This is a genomic window from Paracoccus rhizosphaerae, from assembly GCF_026162645.1.
Lineage (GTDB): Bacteria > Pseudomonadota > Alphaproteobacteria > Rhodobacterales > Rhodobacteraceae > Paracoccus > Paracoccus rhizosphaerae.
Genome location: NZ_JAOTBE010000047.1, coordinates 1 through 20,541, shown reverse-complemented (window position 1 = coordinate 20,541; position 20,541 = coordinate 1). Strand labels below are relative to the sequence as shown.

The 20,541-nt window shown below is 60.5% G+C and carries 20 protein-coding genes and 2 pseudogenes; 10 read left to right on the top strand and 12 right to left on the bottom strand.

Annotation, left to right across the window (positions count from 1 at the left end):
- Positions 1-411: 411 nt before the first annotated feature.
- Together OC184_RS14595 and OC184_RS14590 are read right to left on the bottom strand one after the other, a co-directional pair.
- Positions 412-951 carry a hypothetical protein gene (locus OC184_RS14595; protein ID WP_265507917.1) on the bottom strand — a complete coding sequence of 180 codons (540 nt, stop codon included), beginning with the start codon at positions 949-951 and terminating at the stop codon, positions 412-414.
- 637 nt (positions 952-1,588) lie between these two features.
- Positions 1,589-2,422, bottom strand: a complete 834-nt coding sequence (locus tag OC184_RS14590; RefSeq protein ID WP_265507916.1) for a hypothetical protein — start codon at positions 2,420-2,422, stop codon at positions 1,589-1,591.
- 670 nt (positions 2,423-3,092) lie between these two features.
- On the opposite strand from OC184_RS14590, the pseudogene OC184_RS14585 reads away from it, so the two are divergent.
- Positions 3,093-3,887, top strand: a pseudogene (locus tag OC184_RS14585) (IS256 family transposase); the annotation flags it as partial.
- 17 nt (positions 3,888-3,904) lie between these two features.
- On the opposite strand, the gene OC184_RS14580 reads toward OC184_RS14585, so the two are convergent.
- Positions 3,905-5,362, bottom strand: coding sequence for a transposase (locus OC184_RS14580; protein WP_378926401.1), 1,458 nt, complete (start codon positions 5,360-5,362; stop codon positions 3,905-3,907).
- A gap of 65 nt (positions 5,363-5,427) precedes the next feature.
- On the opposite strand from OC184_RS14580, the pseudogene OC184_RS14575 reads away from it, so the two are divergent.
- The 3 genes and pseudogenes from OC184_RS14575 to OC184_RS14565 all read left to right on the top strand — a co-directional run.
- Positions 5,428-5,865, top strand: a pseudogene (locus tag OC184_RS14575) (transposase); the annotation flags it as partial.
- Between the two features lie 16 nt (positions 5,866-5,881).
- The gene (locus tag OC184_RS14570; RefSeq protein ID WP_265507915.1) at positions 5,882-6,181 is read left to right on the top strand and encodes a hypothetical protein; all 300 of its coding nucleotides are present in this window, start codon (positions 5,882-5,884) and stop codon (positions 6,179-6,181) included.
- A gap of 150 nt (positions 6,182-6,331) precedes the next feature.
- The gene (locus tag OC184_RS14565) at positions 6,332-7,318 is read left to right on the top strand and encodes a tyrosine-type recombinase/integrase (RefSeq protein ID WP_265507920.1); all 987 of its coding nucleotides are present in this window, start codon (positions 6,332-6,334) and stop codon (positions 7,316-7,318) included.
- A 3-nt stretch (positions 7,319-7,321) separates the two neighbouring features.
- Here the strand turns inward: OC184_RS14565 and OC184_RS14560 are convergent, their stop codons facing one another.
- The 9 genes from OC184_RS14560 to OC184_RS14520 form a co-directional block, all read right to left on the bottom strand.
- A complete protein-coding gene (locus OC184_RS14560) occupies positions 7,322-7,657 on the bottom strand; it encodes a type II toxin-antitoxin system RelE/ParE family toxin (protein ID WP_265507914.1) in 336 nt (111 codons plus the stop codon).
- Entirely contained in the window at positions 7,654-7,911 is a 258-nt protein-coding gene (locus tag OC184_RS14555) for a type II toxin-antitoxin system ParD family antitoxin (protein ID WP_265507913.1), read from the bottom strand. The genes OC184_RS14560 and OC184_RS14555 overlap by 4 nt, the downstream gene beginning before the upstream one ends.
- Positions 7,912-7,969: 58 nt before the next feature.
- Positions 7,970-9,250 carry a plasmid replication protein RepC gene (gene repC / locus OC184_RS14550; RefSeq protein ID WP_265507912.1) on the bottom strand — a complete coding sequence of 427 codons (1,281 nt, stop codon included), beginning with the start codon at positions 9,248-9,250 and terminating at the stop codon, positions 7,970-7,972.
- A 221-nt stretch (positions 9,251-9,471) separates the two neighbouring features.
- Positions 9,472-10,482 (bottom strand): ParB N-terminal domain-containing protein, encoded by a 1,011-nt coding sequence (locus OC184_RS14545; RefSeq protein WP_265507911.1) that lies wholly within the window; start codon positions 10,480-10,482, stop codon positions 9,472-9,474.
- On the bottom strand, positions 10,479-11,843 hold the full coding sequence (locus OC184_RS14540) for a ParA family protein (RefSeq protein WP_265507910.1): 1,365 nt from the start codon (positions 11,841-11,843) through the stop codon (positions 10,479-10,481). The genes OC184_RS14545 and OC184_RS14540 overlap by 4 nt, the downstream gene beginning before the upstream one ends.
- 163 nt (positions 11,844-12,006) lie before the next feature.
- The gene (locus tag OC184_RS14535; RefSeq protein ID WP_265507909.1) at positions 12,007-12,249 is read right to left on the bottom strand and encodes a PHP domain-containing protein; all 243 of its coding nucleotides are present in this window, start codon (positions 12,247-12,249) and stop codon (positions 12,007-12,009) included.
- On the bottom strand, positions 12,246-12,668 hold the full coding sequence (locus OC184_RS14530; RefSeq protein WP_265507908.1) for a hypothetical protein: 423 nt from the start codon (positions 12,666-12,668) through the stop codon (positions 12,246-12,248). The genes OC184_RS14535 and OC184_RS14530 overlap by 4 nt, the downstream gene beginning before the upstream one ends.
- Before the next feature lie 168 nt (positions 12,669-12,836).
- Positions 12,837-13,769, bottom strand: coding sequence for a Y-family DNA polymerase (locus OC184_RS14525; protein WP_265507907.1), 933 nt, complete (start codon positions 13,767-13,769; stop codon positions 12,837-12,839).
- A complete protein-coding gene (locus tag OC184_RS14520) occupies positions 13,684-14,742 on the bottom strand; it encodes an ImuA family protein (RefSeq protein ID WP_265507906.1) in 1,059 nt (352 codons plus the stop codon). Before OC184_RS14520 ends, OC184_RS14525 begins: the two co-directional genes overlap by 86 nt.
- 1,977 nt (positions 14,743-16,719) lie before the next feature.
- Between OC184_RS14520 and OC184_RS14515 the strand changes: the two genes are divergently transcribed.
- The 6 genes from OC184_RS14515 (at position 16,720) to OC184_RS14490 (ending at position 20,287) form a co-directional block, all read left to right on the top strand.
- A complete protein-coding gene (locus tag OC184_RS14515) occupies positions 16,720-16,902 on the top strand; it encodes a hypothetical protein (protein ID WP_265507905.1) in 183 nt (60 codons plus the stop codon).
- A gap of 34 nt (positions 16,903-16,936) precedes the next feature.
- On the top strand, positions 16,937-18,079 hold the full coding sequence (cas7c, locus tag OC184_RS14510) for a type I-C CRISPR-associated protein Cas7/Csd2 (protein WP_265507904.1): 1,143 nt from the start codon (positions 16,937-16,939) through the stop codon (positions 18,077-18,079).
- A gap of 2 nt (positions 18,080-18,081) precedes the next feature.
- Complete coding sequence (locus tag OC184_RS14505; protein WP_265507903.1) at positions 18,082-18,444, top strand: CRISPR-associated endonuclease Cas1; 363 nt, start codon at positions 18,082-18,084, stop codon at positions 18,442-18,444.
- 1 nt (position 18,445) lies between these two features.
- Complete coding sequence (cas2, locus tag OC184_RS14500; protein ID WP_265507902.1) at positions 18,446-18,736, top strand: CRISPR-associated endonuclease Cas2; 291 nt, start codon at positions 18,446-18,448, stop codon at positions 18,734-18,736.
- An 841-nt stretch (positions 18,737-19,577) separates the two neighbouring features.
- Positions 19,578-19,844, top strand: coding sequence for a hypothetical protein (locus OC184_RS14495; RefSeq protein ID WP_265507901.1), 267 nt, complete (start codon positions 19,578-19,580; stop codon positions 19,842-19,844).
- 26 nt (positions 19,845-19,870) lie between these two features.
- Positions 19,871-20,287 carry a hypothetical protein gene (locus OC184_RS14490; protein WP_265507900.1) on the top strand — a complete coding sequence of 139 codons (417 nt, stop codon included), beginning with the start codon at positions 19,871-19,873 and terminating at the stop codon, positions 20,285-20,287.
- Positions 20,288-20,541 lie beyond the last annotated feature (254 nt).

Genomic DNA, 20,541 nt, shown 5'->3' with positions numbered 1-20,541 from the left:
CCAAATGCTCGCCGTGAAGCTGATGCTACGAGAAGCCATCAGCTTGATTTACGGGAACAGGTGATTCCACACTTTTCCTTCGTTGAGTATCGGCCTAGACAAGGTTAACACAGTCGGACTAGCTATGGCGACTGGTAAATTTCAAGCTGAGATTCATATACGCGCCATCGCAAGATGACGGTCCCAGCTATCAAACCTCTTGTCTCAGACGAATCCAGCAGAACCCATGCAACTACTATCGCGAATGCGATGATGCGATGTGCCTCTGCTATCTAGTCAAATTTAGAAAGCAGGTTAAAAAGGAAAATATTTATGGAACAACCTTCGAAGCGTCGAAAGGTGACGGGCCACTGTGTCCTTTATCAATTAACATGAGGGCCACTGAGCCAATCTCGCCTTGAAGTGTCAAAATTAAGAGGTTTTCGCGTTGCCATTGAAATTTATCTTTAGCGATGATAGTTCGTCGGCTTTAATAACTGCGATATCTTGAACGGTTGCACCGGAAACTAAGCGTGCTACAACGCGAGCAAACCCAGGTACTAAACGCGGGAAAGCCACCTGAGTGGGCGCTCCATCATAAGTCTCGGAAATGTCGATAGCGTCTACATCGTCTTGATCAATATTAATAAAAAGATTCTCGATGTAGTTTGGAGGGTAAGAAACTGCAATCGTTAATCCCCCACGACGGGTTTCTTCAGCTTGCTCCAGCCGCTTCTGAGCCAGTTCATCACGTGCTTCATCACGAACTTTACTCACAAGCTGCGTGAATTCATCCTGAGCTGCTCTTCGAGCTCCCCCCCACGCATCGGTCTGACTTCTTATCAAACTGGCTCGTTCACTCGCGAATTGGCCAACTGTCTTTGCAACCAACGGAAGAATAGCTTTTGCAGCATCTTCACTCACTGCCGCTGGCAACGTCGCATCTCTCTCAAGTATGAGACGTTGCTTCAATAAGTAGATAGCGACCTCAGAGTTTTTGCTGTTATATGGTTCTCTGTGAATAAACTAAGACGGTCTATGATCAGAAGTGCAGCAGCTAATGCGAGACTTAGATATCCGATCGCGAGAGCGTTAACGCCGAAAAGATCAGTTTTAATTTGACTGATGAACGGTGCCACAGTGCCAAACGAAAAGAGCGAAATGGACATTCCACGAATGATCCAAGCGCATCTTCTGTAAGACTGACTGCTCTTTTTGTAATACTCTTCATCGGTAAGAAGATTTTGAATTTCTTGCGCGAATTGTCCAGCTACCGCCGCCAGGTAACTCTGCTTGGGTAGTTCTGACACTATACCTCCATCTGCAATGCATAAGTAGCACTAGGAAGCAGTTCCCCATTTCGGGATACCTGTCGCTTTCTTGTTACCACCTTCACTTCCGGAAGTCTATTCCGCCTTGCTATCTTACTCGGCTACCCCTTCGGTGTGAACGCAAGCGCCCCACTGCACGGACATGGTGCTGTACAGGTATGCCGGTGATTTCGGTACCCGGCTCAGCCAATCAAACCGAGACAGGTTTCCTTGATGCGATCCGGCGCTCCGTTTACGAGTAGGTCGGAGGCCAAGACCGGCGCGTGACACCTGCGCCGTCATCGTAGTCGACAATCCGGCTTCTCGTGAACATAGCGGGCAATCCCGGATGGCATCGTGTAGCTGTAAACTTTGTTGCCAACATGGAAAGAAACGATTTTTACCAGCTCGCCTGGCCGGCCTGAGAGCCTTTTCATCACATCGGCTTTGACGCGCCGCGGATCGGTTATCAGATCCTTCCCATTGAAGGGGGACACGACAGAAGACGGTGCGACGGAATAGCCGACCAGCCGCGAAACATTTGGCAGATTACGCTGGACCCCTACGGCATGAACTTCGGCGATCTCGTTCGCCAGCTCTGGATCTATGCCCATCGCAATCAGCTCTTGTCTTAGTTCAGGGCCGGAACGGTTGTTCAGCGCGCCTGCGATAGTCGTTGTGTCGATCGTTATCCCAACATCCTGTTCCTGGCTCTGGCGATAAAGCATGCAGACATGGTCGCCAAGAATGCCGAGTGCAGGTTCGTTCTCCGACACAAGATAGGTGATGTATTTATCGGCAAAGGCTATGAAGCGTCGGGCGTCAGCCAGAGTCGCCTTCGTGGCTCTATGATCTTGGCTCAGGCTGTCGAATGCTGGGACGAGTTCCCCGAGTTGGTCCGTGAGTTTTCCAATCTCGAGATCTTTTGCCTTTTCCGCCGTAGCGACCGCCTCCTCTCGTAGTCTGCCTTCATACCAAGCTCCTGTTCCTGCTGACGCCGTGATGATGGTCACCAAGACTGTGCCGACAGCCAGAACCTCCTTGGTCGTGAAACCCCTGAGGATGTCGACGAGAGGCATTGTGGCCGGGTCGGCCGTGGACTGCTCCGTGGAAGCGGGTCTGTTGTTGGACATGGCGGGTCCCCAATAGCAGTTACTTGATCCCGTGTTACTCCACGATAGCAACCTCTGGGCATTCTTGGCAGTGTCTGTCTGGCTCTAATGCGCAAAGAGCATGAAGGCCGATGCGATGCGGGTCCAAGATCGCCCGCCCACGTCATGCTCGGCAAAGAGCGCATTCTTTCAGATCAGGACTATCACCCGTTCATTCCGTCCAAGTCGGGCAGTTCGTTGAAGTGCATTATCGCTGGCATGCGATTTTCAGCCGGCAGTTTCGGGTCGAGCGCGTCGACCGACGCAAGTCCGGCCGTTTCGTCCATATCAAAGTGCTGCCGGGTATCTTCATGGTTGTGGCAGTGTGGATGCTGGATCCGGCGGTTTGCTTCGGTATGCACGACCGCGGAAATTTCTACTGCCGATCCGCTCGACCACCGATCGGAACATGTCCTCGCCGTAATGGTGGAGCTTCACGTGATGGATGCGGCAGAGCGACCTGACGTTCAAGGGCTCGTCATACCGATCGTGATGCGCATCGACCGCCTCGGCAACACAGACATCGCAGCACTGCTTCGGGAGCTGGCCGGGGGTCGTGTCTCGGAAGTGGTAGAAATTGTCTGGCGGCGTAATCTCCGGGTGAACCAACACCCACCCAACCGGCGGCTGCAACTGCCAGGGAGATCACGCCATGAAGCAGAATACCGATAGCTCGTCCTTTTCGCTACTGCCCGACGCAAGTGGGTATGATCCGATCGAGGATCGCCTGCGGGCGAATGTCCGTGCCACCATCGAGGCCATGTTCGAAGAGGAACTGGCCGTCTTTCTTGGTCGGCTTCGTTACGGCCGCGGCAACGAGCGGGCCAAGGGTTACCGCCATGGGCACCGCGAACGGCAACTCACCGGCACGTTTGGGACTGAGACGGTGCGTGTGCCGCGCGCCCGGATCGAGAACGAGACCGGCAAGCTCAGCGAATGGCGCTCGAAGGCACTGCCCCGTTACAAGCGGCTGACGAAGAAGGCCGAGGCGCTGATCGCAGCAGTCTATCTGGCCGGGACCAATACCCGGCGCGTCAAGCGGGCGCTCTTCGAGCTGTTCGAAGGCGCGGTGAGCAAGGATGTGGTCAGCCGCGCTTAGCGCAAGGTGAAGGTCGACTGGGACGCCTGGTCGGCCCGTGATCTGTCCGGCGAAGAGATCGTTCGGCTCATTCTCGACGGCACCGTCATCAAGACCTGGCTGGACCGCAAGGCCACCCACATCTCGGTGCTGGCCGCAATCGGTGTTCGGCGCGACGGACAAAAGGTGCTCCTCGCCATCAGGAACATGGGCGGCGAAAGCACGGCTGCCTGGGGCAGCTTCCTTGCCGACCTGGACGCGCGGGGCCTGAGGCGCCCGGAGTTCGTGATCGTTGACGGCGCTCCCGGACTTGAGGCCGCGCTCGTGGCGCTCTGGGGCGAGGATCTGCCCATCCAGCGCTGCATGGTGGGGCTGTTGAAGAAGTCCTATGGGACGCTGCCGATGCTTTGCGCCATCGGATGGAAGATTGAGGCCACCACCCTCCTTTTCAGGTAGCGCAGGAGGGCAGAAGAGGGTGAGAATAGCTTTCCTTGACGGCTGGCCGCCAGGAAATGCAGCAAAAGCGCAAGGAATGCGGCCGCCAACCGCTTCAGATTTACGGCCGCGGCGGTGAGGAAGGCCTGAATGCGCATGTTTTCGAGCCCGCGACGCACTGCACGGGCAGGGCCGTGCCATGTCTTGGCCTCGCCGTGGAAGCCTTCCGAGCGCCAGCGATGGCGCCGATAAAGCCGGTTCTCCTTCTCGCCCCACCGCTCCCTTCGCCGGCGTGCCCGCAGCAGGGCCGGATAGTCGTGGACGATCACGACTGCCCGGGTCTTTCGTGACGGTGAAAGACACAGAGCCGCAAGATTGCACCCTGCACAGTCATGCACCCTGGTGACGAAGAACCTGCCGTGACTGATCTTGGCTTTCTTTGGCCGAAGGATCTTGCTGCGCGGACATTTCACGAGATCATGGCGGGGATCGAACTTGAACCGGCGAAGCGGGACCTTGCTCCTGATCGGTTCGGCCTTGGTCGGGATGATGGCGTCGATCTTGCGCTCCTCTAATCCACCAAACGCTTTGGCGTAGGCATAGCCCGCATCTGCCGTCGCCACTTTGATCGGTCCGCCCAAGGTCGCGGCAGCCGTATCGAGCCTGTCAAGGATATGATCGCCCTCGTTCGCCTCCCCGGTCGTGACCTCCACCTCGACGATGACCCCGCAGAGATCGTCGACCACGCCATGCTGCTTGTAGCATGGCTCGAGGCGCCGGTTACGCCCGCTGGTCGCCATGCTGGCGTCCGGATCGGTGACGCAGACCTTCTTGTAGCGCCCGGTCTTCTTCGAATGCTTGACCTGGAGATCGGCCTCGGGGTCCTCCGGCACATCGCCATTCGCGTCGGACATTGCATCAACATGGCGCACCGCGAGGCTTTCCCAGCTGACATTGGCTCGGATCAGAGAGGCGTCGACATGCACGACCTCGCCCTTGGCGAGCCCGGCTGCCACACAGCTCTGAACCGTCCGCTCAAAGATGCGCCGAAACCGTTCGGCGCCCCAGCGTTGTCGAATACGGGTCAGCGAAGAATGATCCGGAAGCCGCTCGTGGAGGCCGTAACCTGCAAACCAGCGGATCGCGAGATTGACCTGCGCTTCTCGCAGGAGACGCCGGTCATGGACGATCCCGAGAAGAAAGCCGGCCAGCATGAGACGGACGGCTGCCTTCGGTGCAATCCCTGGCCGGCCGGTTCCAGCGGAGTAGAGATCGGCAACGTCCTCGGCCAGCCAGCCGAGATCGAGCACCTGGTCGACGCGGGCAAGGACATGATCATCCGGCACAAGGTCGCGCAGCGATCCGCAGATGAAAAACTCGAGCTGATCCCGGTTCTGATGACCAATCATGCTGGCCCCCGCGACAAAATCCTGAAGCTATGGAATCAGCAAAGGGAGGGTTTTTCAACAGCCCCACAGTTCACAAGCACCGCAACCTGCTCGGCCACGCGTCCAAGCGCCTGCACGACGAACTGAGCGAAGATTACCGCGACATGATCTACGCCGATACTGCAGCCGAGGTCGAAACCCGCCGCAAGGCTTTCCTCCGCAAGTGGCGGCTCAAGTGCCGGGCCGTGGCAGACAGCCTTGAAGAAGCGGGAGACCGGCTCTTCAGCTTCACCCGCCTTGATCCCTCGCAATGGAAATCCGCACGGACCACCAATGCCATCGAGCGCTTGAACGAGGAATTCCGGCGCCGGATCAAGACCCAGACCGTGCTGTCTTGCGCTGAAACCGTGCCGATGCTGCTCTGGGCGCTCCTGGCGTCAGGACAGATCCAGATGCGAAAAGTCGATGGCTGGGAAACCCTCTCTCAGCCTCTCGTGCCGATGTCCCTTGACCTCGCGTCCTGACTGGAGCCAACGTTACATGCCCGGAGCGCGCTGCTCGGCAATTTCCACCACATTCGCGACACAACCCCGACATGAGGCCGGTGAGCGCGGAGGGAGCCAGCGCATCGCGGGCGAGAAACAGCGCCACGGCCTACTCGGCACCGCGGGCGCGCAGCTTGTCTGCGGCGGCCCGTCCGGCGGCGGCGGCGGATCGGGGCGGTCGGCGGGACGGGCGGCAGGGGTGCACATGGCGGGCAGCCTGGATGCCGGCGGCGGTTATGACCAGCCGAAAGCGCCGCAACCGCCGCAGCTTGCGGGGCTTTTCTATGTCCGGTAATGTTCAATTATCGGACACTCTGGAAAAAGACCCCCGGACATGGATGAACCGACCGCCCCGGCGCCCTCGACGGCCCCTGCCCGCCCGGACGCCGACCCTGCCGGCGCGGCCACAGACGCGGCGGAGGGCGCCCTCGCCCTGCCCGCCGGAATGGCCGGCTCCGGATCCCTCGACCGGCTGGTCGAGACCGCCCGCGACTACGCCCGCGGCGCCCTGTCGGAGAATACGCTCAAGGCCTACGCCCGGGACTGGGCCAGCTTCGCGCGCTGGTGCCGGATGCGCGGCACGGATCCCCTGCCCCCGTCGCCGGAGCTGCTCGGGCTCTACATCGCCGACCTGGCGGCGCCCGGCGGCAAGGCCCCGGCCCTCTCGGTGGCCTCCATTGAGCGGCGGCTGTCCGGCCTCGCCTGGGGATACGCGCAACGTGGCGCGCGGCTCGACCGCGGCGACCGCCACATCGCCACCGTCCTGGCCGGCATCCGCCGCCGGCACGCCCGGCCGCCGGTGCAGAAGGCGGCGATCCTCCCCGAGGACCTGCTGGCGATGCTCGCCACCCTGCCCCACGACCTGCGCGGGTTACGAGACCGGGCGATCCTGCTGGTGGGCTTCGCCGGCGGGCTCAGGCGCAGCGAGATCGTCGGTCTGGACCGGGCCAAGGACGACACGCTCGACGCCGGCGGCTGGATCGAGATCCTCGAGGGCGGCCTCATCGTCACCCTGCGCGGCAAGACCGGCTGGCGCGGGGTGGAGATCGCCCGGGGCTCGTCCGAGCGGACCTGCCCGGTCCAGGCCCTGGAGCAGTGGCTGCACTACGCCAGGATCACCTTCGGGCCGCTCTTCGTGGCGGTCTCCCGCGACGGGCGCACCGCCACGTCCCGCCGGCTCGGCGACAAGCACGTCGCCCGCCTCGTCAAGCAGACGGTCCGGGATGCCGGCCTGCGCCCCGACCTGCCGGAGGCCGAGCGGCTCCGGCTCTATGCCGGCCACTCCCTGCGCGCCGGCCTCGCCTCCTCGGCCGAGGTCGAGGAGCGCCATGTCCAGAAGCAGCTCGGCCACGCCTCCGCCGAGATGACCCGCCGCTACCAGCGCCGCCGCGACAGGTTCAGGGTCAACCTCACCAGGGCTGTGGGGCTGTGAAGATCAGCAATCGCAACCCTTGAGTTTCGTCAGGATGGCGACATGGCGCGGCAGATCGCTGCGGCCATGCAGGATGTCGACGATGATGACCTCGTCCGGCCGGTCCAGGAACACCAGGAAATGTTCCCCTGCCCTCGTGAACCGGAGGTCGGCGGCGTCATCAACCAGAACGGCGCAACTTCTGCTGTGGACCTCACCGCTCAGGATTGCCGTGCAACGCTCGAGAAGCTCTTCCTCGTAGAGATCCGCCTGCGCAGGCCCGAAGCTATCGATTGTCCATCTGGCGATCTCAACGAGGCTCGCCTCCGCGCGCTGCGTCAGCCGCAGGGAGCGTGTCATGTGACCGAACGTGCGCGCCCGAATGCCCGGCGGATGGCATCTTCTCCGCTCCCCTCGGCCAGATCGCCCGCTGTCGCCTGTGCCAGCCCCTCCATGAGTCCTTGCCGGATCGTGGTCAGCTGTGCCTCTTCCCGCTCAAGCAACCTGAGGCCGGCGCGCATCGCTTCGCTCACATTCTGATACCGCCCGGATGCGACCAGAGCCTGGACGAGCTGATCCTGGGTATCGGTCAGGACGACGTTGCGTGTCACCATGGGTCAGACCTCCTTCAATATTGGCAATATATGCCAATGGCGCCATTCGATCAATACTTCAAGCCGCTCGTGCGCCTAACCTGCCATAGAAACTCCGCTCGAGATGCAAGGCGCCTGACCCGGCTTTCACCACCATACCACGCAGGTATCCACTCGGTGACACGATCTCGCCTGCAGAGTGCTTTTCAAAGACCAGTACAAAAGCCGCTGTTGCGATCTGGCTCCCCAACCGGTCCTGCGCAAGCTCCCATGCCCGGGCGGAGATGCCGATCATTGGTCTCAGTTGTCCTGCAATGCGGTGGAGATCGCTCCAGTCCTTGACGAATCCTCCCATATCGCGGGCCCAAGACGCGAACTCAGGACATGCCTGCATGATCGTTGGGAGGTCCAATGCTCTGCGTTTCTCGCGGATCTCTGCAACCCAAGCGTCTATGGCCGCATCGGTGCAGTTTTGCGTGGTGGCACTGGACGTGGACTTTGACACTTCGTCGTTCCCTGGGGAATTACTAGCTACAGGATTAAGTCTAATTGTAGTTTTTATATGAGGTTCAAAAATGGCCTCCTTAGGGTTCATTCTCTCACAATCTATCGCCATTTGAACGCTGCTCTGCGTGCATCTATCCCTGACCGGGTCAGCAATCGCGGCCTCGAGGTAGGCAGTCTCGACACGCTCCTGAAGCTGCTGGAAGCAAGCCAGAAGCTGTTCGAGTTTCTCAGAGACGTTGATCGTTTTGGGCAGACGTTCCAGAAGGTCTGCAAAAAATTCTTCAAACTGACCCCATGACCCTCCCAGATTTCCACTAAGGGCCGCGTCGATCCGAGCGCGGATCATCCGGCGTGCGACGGTGATCTGGCGTTTCAAGCGGCGACAAAGCTCCCGTTCAGCTTGCAGATCGGCGTGTAGGGCTTCGAACTCTTCGGTTCGAGCCGAGAGTGGAGAGAGATCGAAACCATATGCTTCGATGATCACGCCAGCGGCATTCCTGCGGCCCCACCTCTTGCCGTTGGGACTGTCCTTGAACGCGATCACTCCCTTCTCGGCCAAGCGCCGTGCATGACGCTTAAGCGCCGAAAGCGAAAACCCAGTCTGCTCCATCAGATATCCATTTGACGGCCAAACGATGGGACGTTGCCCTTCTTCCCAGTCTTGAGCCTGCGTGAAGGCGGCAAGCGTGTCGAGGAGCATTATGTCCGGCGCCTTGAGACCGATATGTACGCCCACGCGTTTGACTGCCACAAAAGCGCGCGTTTTGGGTACAGCTACCTGTTCACCGGCTTGTGCAAGCTGCTGTGCAACTTCAAGACCCGGTGTCGGCTTGCGCCAACCTGTATTTCTCATGTCTGTGTCTCACCTCCGCCTATGTGGAGGCAAAAGAAAGCCGTTCGCCAAATTGGCGTTTCTCGTTGACAGGGATTCTGGAGAGACTTATCTTTAAGGCGACCAAACCGTTAAGATCAGCTCTCAGGCCCTCAGCTTGGGGGCTTTTCTTTTGCCTTTAGATCACAATCGTTCCTTCATGATCATTGCCTAACTTGGGGAAGCGCGCCGTTCTCGGAGCCTTAGCTCGCCGGCGACGGCTCCTTATTCTTCTTCAGGAAGTCGGCGATAAGATCACTCAACTCCTCGAGTTTATCCTGGCTCAGCGGCACGCTTGCGGCTTTGATTGAAAGATTGCCATTCGTGGACGTGAGGGAGAGGTTCCGACTGCCAATCTTCCGCTTCGCCGTAATCTTTGAGAGCGTTCTCCTAGCTTGTTTTTTCGGCCTGCTTTCGAGGCTCGCCATCGCGTTCTGCAGATCTCCAAAGCTCATCTCGTAGACGTTCTTGAACGCATTCAAGATTTCATCTCGGGCCGCGAAAACGGCTCGAGCACGCGACACTATGCTTTCATGGACGCCAATTCGCGTGGCGAAAGCCACCGCAGTGAACTTCTCTCCAGGTTCGCGCAAAGCCTCGTACATTTCCCCAATCGCCAGAAGGCGCTCGAAGGCGCTCAGGTTCTCCCTCTCCTCGTTCTCCCGAAACCGGAGGAAGAGCATCTCGAACTGAGAATTATTGGCGCTTCGCTTATCTGGCGGCGCCAGGATTGAACGAAGCTTCAGCCCAAGCATCTGCGCCGCTGCATGACGCCGTCGGCCCGTCAGCATGATGAAGCGAACACCCTCAACGTCGGTCGGGTTCAGCGGATCTGGTTTCCAGTTGGGGTCTTCCGGCCAAACTAAAATCGGCGTGTCCTGACCGTTCGCCTCAATACTGCTGAGCAGCTTCCGGAAAGCTTCCTGCTTCATCCAATCTTCGCGTCGATCCGACCCAACCGGATCTTCGACCTGATCGGGCAAAAGCTGAAGCTCATGGCGACCGTTCAGGATATCATTTGCCAGCTGAGCCCTCCCGTGCTCTACCGCGGCTTGTGATTGCGCAAGAGCACCGGCCTTCCAAGCGCTCCCAGCACCCTTGAAGGCGGCGGGAGCTGGAGCGGTTGCGGCTTCTTCATTTTTCTCGTCGTCATTTGGCTCAGGCGACCGGCTCATTGCTTTCGAAACCAGTGATCTGGGGATGCTTCGCTTCATGCTGCATTCTCCCCATTGTCCCCACCATCATCGTAGAAATTATCCATCCAAGTACTTGCGTATCCGCGCTCGAGGCCGGGCCAAAGTCGAGAAACGATCGCGTCATTGACCGCATCCGCATTTTCGATGAACCGGTTGATGCCCTTGCGTTTCCCGGGAGTGTCCGGCTCGTATTCGTATACAGACTGATAGACATCAGATGCGTTGGAGATGGCATCTGACCTTAAGTAGAACACGGGCAAAATTTCTGTCGGGCAGTGCTCAAGCAGGTTACCGATATGGTTGAGGTCTTGCGCGTTGGATCGCTGCACAATGGTGGGTAGTAACATGTTAGCACCAGACCCGATATCGATACGCTCATGCGCCAGGATATGCTGCAGCATGCCAAGCAACCCTGTAACGAACGTTGACAGCGTGGCGATATCGAATCCTTTCATGGTTTGCGGAATGACCAAGGACGAAGACGCGATCACGTTGTTGAGTTGGAAGAGTGTAAGGGCTGGCTGGTAGTCGATGATGATGCAGTCCAGCGTTTCATTCAACGCTTGCTCCATCCGGACTCTGTTAACCTTACCATCCATCACTAACTCGTTAGGGGCCGTTACCGGCGGATATGCGCTCTTCCAGCGATCGATCGCGTCTCTGAGGTAGCGGTAGAAACTCTTTCCGACCGGCGCCTCGCGCACCAAGCGCGCAATCTGAATCTCGCCCTCAGAGGTCTCGCCATGGGCGGGCACTAACCGCAGACCAGGCCACGACGTCCTTAGGAAGAAGCTGTCCAACATATCTGCAGAATGATCTGTGTAAGGGGCACTATCGGATGGGAACAACCCCGCGAAGTCCACCATCGACGGAGTCTCTTCCGTAGGCATTCTTGATAGAGCTTCACCCCCCACAAAATAGAGCGTAATCGTGCTTTGAGGATCTGCATCCATGACACCAACGCGCATGCCATAGTGCAGGCTCAGATACTGCGCGAAATGTGCTGCGCTGAGGCTTTTGGCAGTGCCGCCCTTCTGGCTGGCGAACGAGATCACAGGGAGCGGATCGTTAGGTTTCCGCCATGCAAGGTAATCGAACGGTCGCTTGGCCGATGCGGCAAGTAGCGCCCGCATATGCATCAGCTCGTGGAGCGTAAAGACGCGTTCGCGACCAACGTATTCCCCTTTCGGAAAGTCTGCATTGGCGTTCGCAAACTTGGTCAGATACTGAATGCTCACGTTGAGGAAGCGCGCGCACTGGCGCATCGACCAGGTCCGCTTAATGCGGTGACGCAGAGTCAATTCCTTGTTGACGGTGACCATTGTGCGCTCCAACCCACGGGACAGGTCGGTCAAAAATTGCTCTAGATTACCGCTCATGTTGCTGCCCCGACTTCGGCTGGTTCCGAGTACGACTCGTTTCAATGGCATAGTAGCACTATTACTTCCCGATGTGGAAGATACCATTCGCCTATCGTCCTCAGGAGTTCGATATAGGGCTAAAAGATCCTGTATGGAATGATCTTGAATGCGTTCAAGTTTGCTATGTCAGAAGCCCGTTCGCTTGGTTGGCATCAGCGGAGGCCAGCATACGGAGCAACATCGTGCACGCCTGTGCCCCTGGCCGCCTCGTGCGCGCGCACGATCCGGCAAGGCTGTTGCGGTCGGTGACGGCCAGTGCCTCCATCCCCATCAGGGCGGCGGTGGCAAAGAGCTCCTCGGCCGAAGACGCACCGCGCAGGAAGGAGAAGTGCGATGTCAACTGCAGCTCGACGTAGCCACTCATCCGAAGACCCCATGGAGGAACCAGAGGTGCGAGCCGGCGCCGGCATCCTCACCGTCACCGGCGCGGAAGATCCAGAAGCGTTCGCTGGCCTCGTCCTCGACGCGGAAGTAGTCGTGCATGGCCTGCGTCTCCGCAGCGCGCTTCCACCATTCGCCAAAGACCCGCTCCGGATCGTCGGCGCAGCGCACCCGGCGGGGGATGCCGCGCCAGGAGATCCAGTGCGGCGGCTGGTCGGGCAGCAGCGCCATCGTGTCGATGGGCTCGGGGCGGGGCAGGAGCCGTGACGGGCGCCGCCAGTGGTTCGGCCAGCCGGCGCCCACCGGCTCTGCCAGGGCAGGGATGCGGGTGACGGCCCGCTCCGGCACGTCGCTGGCGACCGGGGCATAGCGATAGACGGAGCGGGCGCCGACGCGGTTCACCAGCGTGTCGATCAGGCCGGAGATGTCCCGCGCGGGCTACTCCAGCAGCGAGGTGGCCGCCTGCAGCGGTTCCAGCGGCTCGGCAATGGTTGCCGTCAGCGTCATGATCTCGATCCCGAAGCCCGGAGCGATGGTCTCGATCCGGTCGCAAAGCAGGCGGGTCAGGCGCTAGGGCTCCCGCTGCGGGACGGCCAAGCCCCCGCGCACCGTTTCGATCCGGTTGTCGACCTGGAAGCACAGCAGATCCAGCCGTCGCGCCCCGAGCGCCTTCTCCGCTAGGGGCGTGCAGAGCTGCCGCACCAGCTTGCCGATATAGCGGGCGATGGTCTCGGCCGCCCCGATGGGTTCGGCGAAGGCGCGGCGCACCTCGATCACGCCCTCCGGGCGCAGCGGTTCGATCGGCTCCGCCAAGTCCTCCGGGGCCTGGTCGAGGCGCTGGCAGAGCCCTGGGCCGAAGCGGCGGGTCAGCGGGGCCCGTGGCTGGCCGATCAGGTCACCGATCGTGGCAAAGCCCAAGATGCGCAGCACGGAGGCCGTGGCCGGCGGCAGCCGCAAGGGCCTCGAGGGGCAGGGGCTCATTACAGCCTCGGAACTGCCGGGCGCTGCCATGGCGACGGGATCCGCACAATACCGTGCCGGCGCATGGGCGGCACCCCAGCTGTCGGCAACGGCGGCGCGGACGGTGATGCCGGACATGGTCAGGCGGCCGAGGAGCGCCTCCAGCATCGCCGCCTCGCCGCCATGGAGGTGCTCGGCGCCGGTGGAGTCGATCACCACCCCGTCCGGCGGATCGGCGGCGACGATTGGCGAGATGCGCTGCAGGATCCACAGCGCCAGCCGTTCCAGGCTCTCGACATCGGCCTCCGGATCCGCAGGTTCGACCCGCAGATCCAGGACCAGCGCCTGCGCCTTGCTCACCGGCATGCCGGTCCGGAGCCCCAGGGCCTGTGCGGCAAAGCAGGCGGCGGTGACAAGGCGGCGGTTGCCGACGCGTCCTGCCAGGATCAGCGGCAGATCAGCTGAGCGCGCTGATGCGTCCTCCTGCCGCCGCAGCCGGTCGATCGGCCACATCGGCAGGGAAACCGAGACGACCCGAGCCATTGCAAGCCTCCAGTTCGATATCCAGACATTCCCCCGCCCGCGCACGGATCAGTTCGATCAGCCAGCGGGCGCGGCCCACCCCCGGCACCGGCAGGGGCGCCGAGGGTGGGACCGAGATCCGCCATCGCGTCATCGCCGCCGTGGGCAGGCCTAAGTCGCTGGCATCTGCCTGCCGCCGCCAGCGACGCAGCACGATGCCCATGGTCCCCGTGCCCTCTGCTGCCAAGTGCAGCTGCCGCGAGGCGGTCATCGACAGGTGCCCCACATCGCCCACCACCGCCGCTAGGCCACCATGGCGCAGGCCCTCCTCTATCGAGGCAAGGACCATGCGATCGTCGCCCGCCTCAAGATGGATCACCCGGTCGAGCGGCAGACTCGCCTGAGCCAGCTGCAGCGCGCTCATTCCCGCATCGCCAGCAGCCGCGTGGACCTTCGGCATCATTAACTGGCTCTCGCCGAGAGACACCGTCTGAACGGCAAGCTCGTATTCCCTGGAACTCGGCACGTGAAACCCTGATGCCTCGTCAAGGCGCCATTGAGCGCGCAGCTCCCGGTCGCGCGCATTCAGGGTCGTGGCAACAGTCGCTACGGCATCATCCTTCGCACCTGCCGTGCCCTCTTTCCTCCGCACCACAGGTGCCTCCCGGAGAAGCAATTGCATCCCCGATCCCTCCGGCTGTGCGGAGGCTAGACAACAGCCCTCAGTTTCACCTTCGGAGACGCAGGTGGCGAGAGGAGGATTGTCGCGGTCCATCTGGGGCATACGCGCCAGGCCCCGAGTACCGGCAACGGCGATCCTCGCCTTGCCTTGCATATGCGCGGATGCACCACCGAGGCTGCCATCTGTGCCGGAAAGGCTGTGGTGGTGGACCTGAGGCATCGTCGGCGCTTCGTGCCTTGCCCCTGCATGTGCCTGCAAGGCGATCATGGCCGCGATGACGGCAGCGAAGAAGGCAAGGATCATCTTGTTCATTGGGGGTATTTTATCGAGGTCCTCGGCTACGGCACCTTTCTGCCGGTTAATTCTTAAAAATGTGTTGCCAAACCTGAGGACGAAAATGGCACCGGCCTGGGACCCGGAAGATAATCAACAAAGCGTTGGGCTGCCTGCCTGAGACCATGCTATTGAAGCAGGCAAATGACCGGACATCTTCTGCCTTTGCCAAAGTGCATCACTCGATCATCGTTCGCCGCGCGTCCTGCATCGACATGGCGGGCGTCGTTCGGCCTTCTGCAAGACGTCGGCTCCACACCTGCGGGGTCTGATGACCAATGGTGCCAGCAGGCGGAGAGCCGGAGCGGGGCCATTCTCGTCAGACTGGGTGGGGGTTCAGGCATTCTGGAACGTCGCAAACCAGAAAAGAGCGGTCTCGCCAAGGGCATCGAAATCGGGGTCGATGAGATAGCACATGGACATGCTCCAGTTCGCGAACTTATGAATAAGCTTACGTTGTGAATGGGTTGCGGGCGCGGGATCGGGTTCTGGGCCGGTGGTGCAGCAGAAAACTGTTGACGGGCACAGGGAAAAAGTGGTCAGGGAGAAGACGTCGAAAATTTTGACTATAGTATTTTTAACTTCTTGAACTTCAAAAAGATAAAGAACTAACTCTATTTTTCTTCTCCTTGACTTCTTCTAAAGAAGAAAAAAGAAAGAAATACTTATAGAAATCCCTAAATTATCAAGCGATTTCAGTCACTTAGGACAGAAGTTCGCGAAGTTCGAAGGCATTTCGGGGCCATTTCGCCGAAAAGCGAGACCCTACTGGCCGAACCCGGTCCAGGCCCGAGTTTCTAGGATCTCCGAACCAGAACCAGCATCAGGTTCAGGATCGGGTTCTGGCTCTCCCGGTAGGGTGATCCCAAATTCTTCGACCTCGCGCTTTCTAGGGCACCCCAATCCACTCCCAGGGGCACCCGCGCGCGCAAACGAGAACGGCTCCCGATCTGGCGGCTTTCGCGGCCTCCCCGGCGGCTTCTGGGCCATTAACTGATCAGCCCGCCCCTGAACCTTGCCGTGGTCCTTCCCGCCCGGATATCAGAACCTGCGGAGTTGGCCGGACCTGGTTCGAGGTTCAGGCGGCTTGGCTCATGACGCGGGACTGGTCGTGGCTTCGGAGGAGCGGGAACTGGCGCGAAATGCGGAATGTCGATCCCGCGGTTGCGTAAGGCCTCACAGGCGCAAGTCGCATTTCAGGTAGGGTGATCCCCGGAAACCCGACCTTGCCGTTTCTGGAGCTGACCCGACACCTCTACGGGCACGAAAACGAGGTAGGCGGATAGAACCCCAAATAACGACACCTGGTGCGTGGTCTCGCTCTCGGCGATCTGCATCACCCGTGGACCTTCGCCACCTGTTCGACCGCCATGCCTGCCGGATCTAGACATCTCGGCCGTCCGGATATCAGAGCCTGCATCCGGCTCGGCACCTGCAGCAGGTTCGGTCATTGAGACGCGCCAATGGCGAGATTTCCTCGCTCCCCGGATCTCCACATTCCAAACCCTTTGCACCAGGTTTCAAATCCTGCCCGAGCGCGGATCATTGCCGGATCTGGATCGGAAGGGTGGGACCATTTTTAGGCGCATGTGAGACGGAAAGCCGCGACAACACCCGCGCCTGCTCCCGGAAATTTTTGGATTTTCAGGCGCACCAGAGTGAACCAGACACGAACAACGGCCGGGGAGGGGGCTCGGGAACCGCCGTGGTTCAGATCCTCGAAAAGAGCCTCCGCGGTGGTGCTTGGATCTGCAGGCGCCTGGAGATCGTTTCGCCTGCACGGTGTCACGTCGGTAACGTCCAGCCGGACCTGAACGTCGACAGCGATGGGGAGGGCGGGATCAATCCACATGGGTCTGATCCGGTACTCTGGCCGCGAAGAGGGACCGTTGTGCAGTAGACGCAACCGTCCTGTCAGTCCTAACATCGAGCCTGCACCGCGGAGGAGGCCGGCTCATGCCCACGACTGTCACCACGGAAATGCTGCTGGAGTGCCTCGAGGGCATGGAGCGGCGGTTTCAAGACATGGAGCGACGGTTCTGCAAGCTGGAAGCCGAGTTGGAGACCACGGCTTTCGACGCGCGCGCATTGAACAAGGAGATGGTCTCGTTCCTTCAGGCGCGCAAGCAAGGCGAGTAGACGGCCTCTTGTGGATCGTAGAACAGCATCACCTATGACAGAAGGTCCTTTTGCCCATTCCGGATCAGCAGATGATCAAGGCGACTGGCAAACCCTTGCAGATCACCTTTCAGAAACGTCACGCCTTGCTGCTGATCGTGGCAGGCCGATCGGTCTTGAGCAACTGGCCAGCATGGCCGGTGCCTGGCATGATTTCGGAAAGCATGACCCGGCCTTCCAGCGGCGGCTCAAAGGCGATCCTGCAAATGTCGATCATTCCACGGCCGGAGCGGCTGTGCTTCTTGGGAGAGCTACAGGCCCCGGAAACCTGCCGCGGCTCGACCCGGAAACCAACCATGGCCTCGTCACCGATGTCAGCCTCAAGCGCAAGATCCGCAACTACGTGGACCTGGCCCGGAGCGGCGAAAGCGGGCACCACATCTATGTTCAGGAGGGCGCGATCCTGAACCAGAAGCACCGGCAGGCCTATGTCGCCGTGCGGCCAGGTGATCCGAAAGCTGAAAAGGACGCCAAGCTGAACCCCAGGGACGATGCCGAGGCCAAGGCCCTGCGCGACTGGATGTGCGCGAATTTCTTCGATGTCCGAACCTTTGGCGCCGTCATGTCCACCGGCATCAACTGCGGGCAAGTGAAGGGCCCGGTCCAGATGACCTTCGCGAGGTCCGTCGAGCCGGTGCTGCCCGTGGAGATCTCGATCACCCGCATGGCCGCGACCAACGAGGCTGAACAGAAGAAGCGTGCCGAAGGCTCTGAGGAGGTTGATGGACGCACGGACAACCGCACCATGGGCCGCAAGCATATCGTGCCTTACGGTCTCTACGTCGCGCACGGCTTCATCTCGGCCAAGTTCGCCGAACGCAGCGGGTTCACCGAGGCAGATCTGGATTTGCTGTTCGAAGCCATGTCAAACATGTTCGAGCATGACCGCTCGGCTGCACGAGGCGAGATGACGACGCGCAAGCTGATTGCCTTCCGCCACGCCAACGCCCTCGGCAACGCACCGGCACATGCGCTGTTTGAGCGCGTGAAGATCGGCCGCAATGTCGATGGCGCCTTCCGTGATCTGTCTGATCCTGGCCTGGGCAACCTTGGTCCGGCACGCCGGTTCAGCGACTACATGGTCGAGATCGACCACGAGGGCTTGCCCAAGGGCGTCGACATCCTCGAGCTGCTCTGACCATGTCGTCCCGCCCCGCCGAGACGGAGCCCATCCCCCTCTCGGCGGTGCAACATGCCGTCTATTGTCTGCGGCAGGCGGCGCTGATCCACCTGGAGCGAAACCGGCTCGCGCTGTCGCTGGTCAATCGTCGCCAGTTGCGTGCCGGTGACTTCCGCCCCATGGACGGCGGAGCAGTTCTCTTGACCGACGATGCGCGCAAGCTGGTCCTGACCGCCTGGCAGGAGCGCAAGAAAGAGGAACGGATGCATCCCTTTCTTGCCGAGAAGGCACCCTTCGGCCTCGTGCCCTATCTGCAGGCGCAAATGCTTGCCCGCCACCTGCGGGGTGACATCGACGCCTATCCACCTTGGTTCTGGAGCTGACATGCTGGTTTTGGTCACCTACGATGTGAACACGCTGGAGGAGGGGGGCAAGAAGCGCTTGCGTCAGATCGCCCGCGCCTGCTCTGACTTCGGCCAGCGCGTGCAGTTCTCGGTCTTCGAGATCGAGGTCGACCCGGGCCAGTGGGCCAAACTGAAGGCGCGGATGGAGGCGATCATCAAGCCTACTCATGACAGCCTGCGTTACTATTATCTCGGCGCCAACTGGTCCCGCCGCGTCGAACATGTCGGCGCCAAACCCGCCGTCGATCTGAACGGTCCGCTGATCATCTGACCTACCTCGGTTCTGCGAACTCTGAGCGTGCCCGACTTCGGCAGGAGGTTCGCAGCCGGAACAGCTGTTTGAAACTGTTGAACAATGCATGTGCATCCTGGCCGCATGCCAGTCCGGGCGCCAAAGATATCGTGGCGTTCGCAACTGGAGGACGATTTATCTCTAGCGTGCAGAGGCTTATACTCCCTAGCGTCGCCCCCCTCGCGGGGGCGTGGATCGAAACCCGCACCAGGCCGTGATGATCCAGGGGCAGGAACGTCGCCCCCCTCGCGGGGGCGTGGATCGAAACCTGCAGGCGTTCGGCGCAGCCATGCAGTCCGTCAGTCGCCCCTCTCGCGGGGGCGTGGATCGAAACTTCATCCGCGAGAATTCGCTGGACGCCTACTACGTCGCCCCCCTCGCGGGGGCGTGGATCGAAAACGGATAGTAAGGCTGCGCATACGGTCGAGATGAAGGTCGCCCCCCTCGCGGGGCGTGGATCGAAACATGATCGACCAGGGTGTCCCCTCAGAGCCCTGCGTGTCGCCCCCCTCGCGGGGGCGTGGATCGAAACGCGGCGCGCACCCAATAGCGATACTGCACCCCGGAAGTCGCCCCCCTTCGCGGGGGCGTGGATTGAAACCGGCTCTCCCATCGACTTGAGGCCTGCAATCGCGGCGTCGCCCCCCTTGCGTGGGCGTGGATTGAAACGGCACCCGGAAGGGCAAGCACGCCGAACGCGCCGGTCGTTCCCCTCGCGGGGGCATGGATTGAAACCGCGTCGTCCTTGGCCGAGACGGCGCTGTCGCGGGTCGCCCCCCTCGCGAGGCGTGGATCGACACGCAGGTTATTCCTTCAGGAGGTGAACAGTGCGGATCCCACCCAAGAGGGTGAACGCAATACCCTCCTACCTGTTAAAGAGCAGAAGAGCCTGATCACCATCATGTTCCAAGCTGATTATCTAAAGGAAACCATTATGGTTCTTCTCGCAGATGTGGCAAGCAATCTCTCGCGTCATCCGACCATCTCCATTGACGGCGATGTGGGCGGCGACCCGAAGGCAGGCCTGAACCGCGGCGGACACTCCTGCCAACACTGGACGCAACTGCTCCGCCCCGATTACGTTTAGCGGGCATCTTGAGGGAGGTTCAGCCGATGACGGATCCTGTCACCAGTGACATGGTGCTGAAGTGCCTGGAGGAGATGCAGCGAGACCTCGCGGACATGAAGTCCGAAATGGCGCGCACAGGTTCCGAGTTGCGCGAGATGAAGGAGCAAATGGCTTCGTTCCTCCAGGCCCGCTCCGAAAAGCAGCAGCAGGACTTCGCCGCAGGACGTTCGGCAGTGGAAGACAGCAGTGAGGTCGACCGCCTCTGGGCCGAGACGCGCAGGATGGAAGCCGAGACCGCCAAGCTCATGGCCGAAGATCGCAAGCGCGGCGCTGAGGAGCTTCGCGGCCTGCGTCAGGAAAATCGCTATATTTTTCTGCAGACCCTCGTGATGATGGCGCTCGGTGCGGCAACGGTTTTTGGCACCGCGTACCTGATGCTGTACGTGGTCGAGGTGAATTGAGCAGAGCGTGCGGGTTACGAGAGGCGCGACTGCAACTGACGGACGGCTCGCGTACCTGGACAGCTGCGAGCAGCGGTTGAGTGGGAGTCCGGTGCAATGGTGACAAGAGGGAACTCTCCAGATCTGTAACTTGTTGTCTGATTGCAGCCCATTTGCATAGCTACTTTCTGCAGCATGCTCCGGAACCTACATCGACCGAAGAGCCCGTAGCCGATTTCGTCCCCCCAAGCGAACACTTCTACATCAAGAGCGTC

What these genes read in the sequence shown, in the direction of transcription:
- OC184_RS14590 (WP_265507916.1), bottom strand. Translation starts at nt 2,422, where the DNA reads ATGTCCAACAACAGACCCGCTTCCACGGAGCAGTCCACGGCCGACCCG.
- OC184_RS14580 (WP_378926401.1), bottom strand. Translation starts at nt 5,362, where the DNA reads ATGATTGGTCATCAGAACCGGGATCAGCTCGAGTTTTTCATCTGCGGA.
- OC184_RS14570 (WP_265507915.1), top strand. Translation starts at nt 5,882, where the DNA reads ATGCCCGGAGCGCGCTGCTCGGCAATTTCCACCACATTCGCGACACAA.
- OC184_RS14565 (WP_265507920.1), top strand. Translation starts at nt 6,332, where the DNA reads ATGGCCGGCTCCGGATCCCTCGACCGGCTGGTCGAGACCGCCCGCGAC.
- OC184_RS14560 (WP_265507914.1), bottom strand. Translation starts at nt 7,657, where the DNA reads ATGACACGCTCCCTGCGGCTGACGCAGCGCGCGGAGGCGAGCCTCGTT.
- OC184_RS14555 (WP_265507913.1), bottom strand. Translation starts at nt 7,911, where the DNA reads ATGGTGACACGCAACGTCGTCCTGACCGATACCCAGGATCAGCTCGTC.
- repC (WP_265507912.1), bottom strand. Translation starts at nt 9,250, where the DNA reads ATGAGAAATACAGGTTGGCGCAAGCCGACACCGGGTCTTGAAGTTGCA.
- OC184_RS14545 (WP_265507911.1), bottom strand. Translation starts at nt 10,482, where the DNA reads ATGAAGCGAAGCATCCCCAGATCACTGGTTTCGAAAGCAATGAGCCGG.
- OC184_RS14540 (WP_265507910.1), bottom strand. Translation starts at nt 11,843, where the DNA reads ATGAGCGGTAATCTAGAGCAATTTTTGACCGACCTGTCCCGTGGGTTG.
- OC184_RS14535 (WP_265507909.1), bottom strand. Translation starts at nt 12,249, where the DNA reads ATGAGTGGCTACGTCGAGCTGCAGTTGACATCGCACTTCTCCTTCCTG.
- OC184_RS14525 (WP_265507907.1), bottom strand. Translation starts at nt 13,769, where the DNA reads ATGGCTCGGGTCGTCTCGGTTTCCCTGCCGATGTGGCCGATCGACCGG.
- OC184_RS14520 (WP_265507906.1), bottom strand. Translation starts at nt 14,742, where the DNA reads ATGAACAAGATGATCCTTGCCTTCTTCGCTGCCGTCATCGCGGCCATG.
- OC184_RS14515 (WP_265507905.1), top strand. Translation starts at nt 16,720, where the DNA reads ATGCCCACGACTGTCACCACGGAAATGCTGCTGGAGTGCCTCGAGGGC.
- cas7c (WP_265507904.1), top strand. Translation starts at nt 16,937, where the DNA reads ATGACAGAAGGTCCTTTTGCCCATTCCGGATCAGCAGATGATCAAGGC.
- OC184_RS14505 (WP_265507903.1), top strand. Translation starts at nt 18,082, where the DNA reads ATGTCGTCCCGCCCCGCCGAGACGGAGCCCATCCCCCTCTCGGCGGTG.
- cas2 (WP_265507902.1), top strand. Translation starts at nt 18,446, where the DNA reads ATGCTGGTTTTGGTCACCTACGATGTGAACACGCTGGAGGAGGGGGGC.
- OC184_RS14490 (WP_265507900.1), top strand. Translation starts at nt 19,871, where the DNA reads ATGACGGATCCTGTCACCAGTGACATGGTGCTGAAGTGCCTGGAGGAG.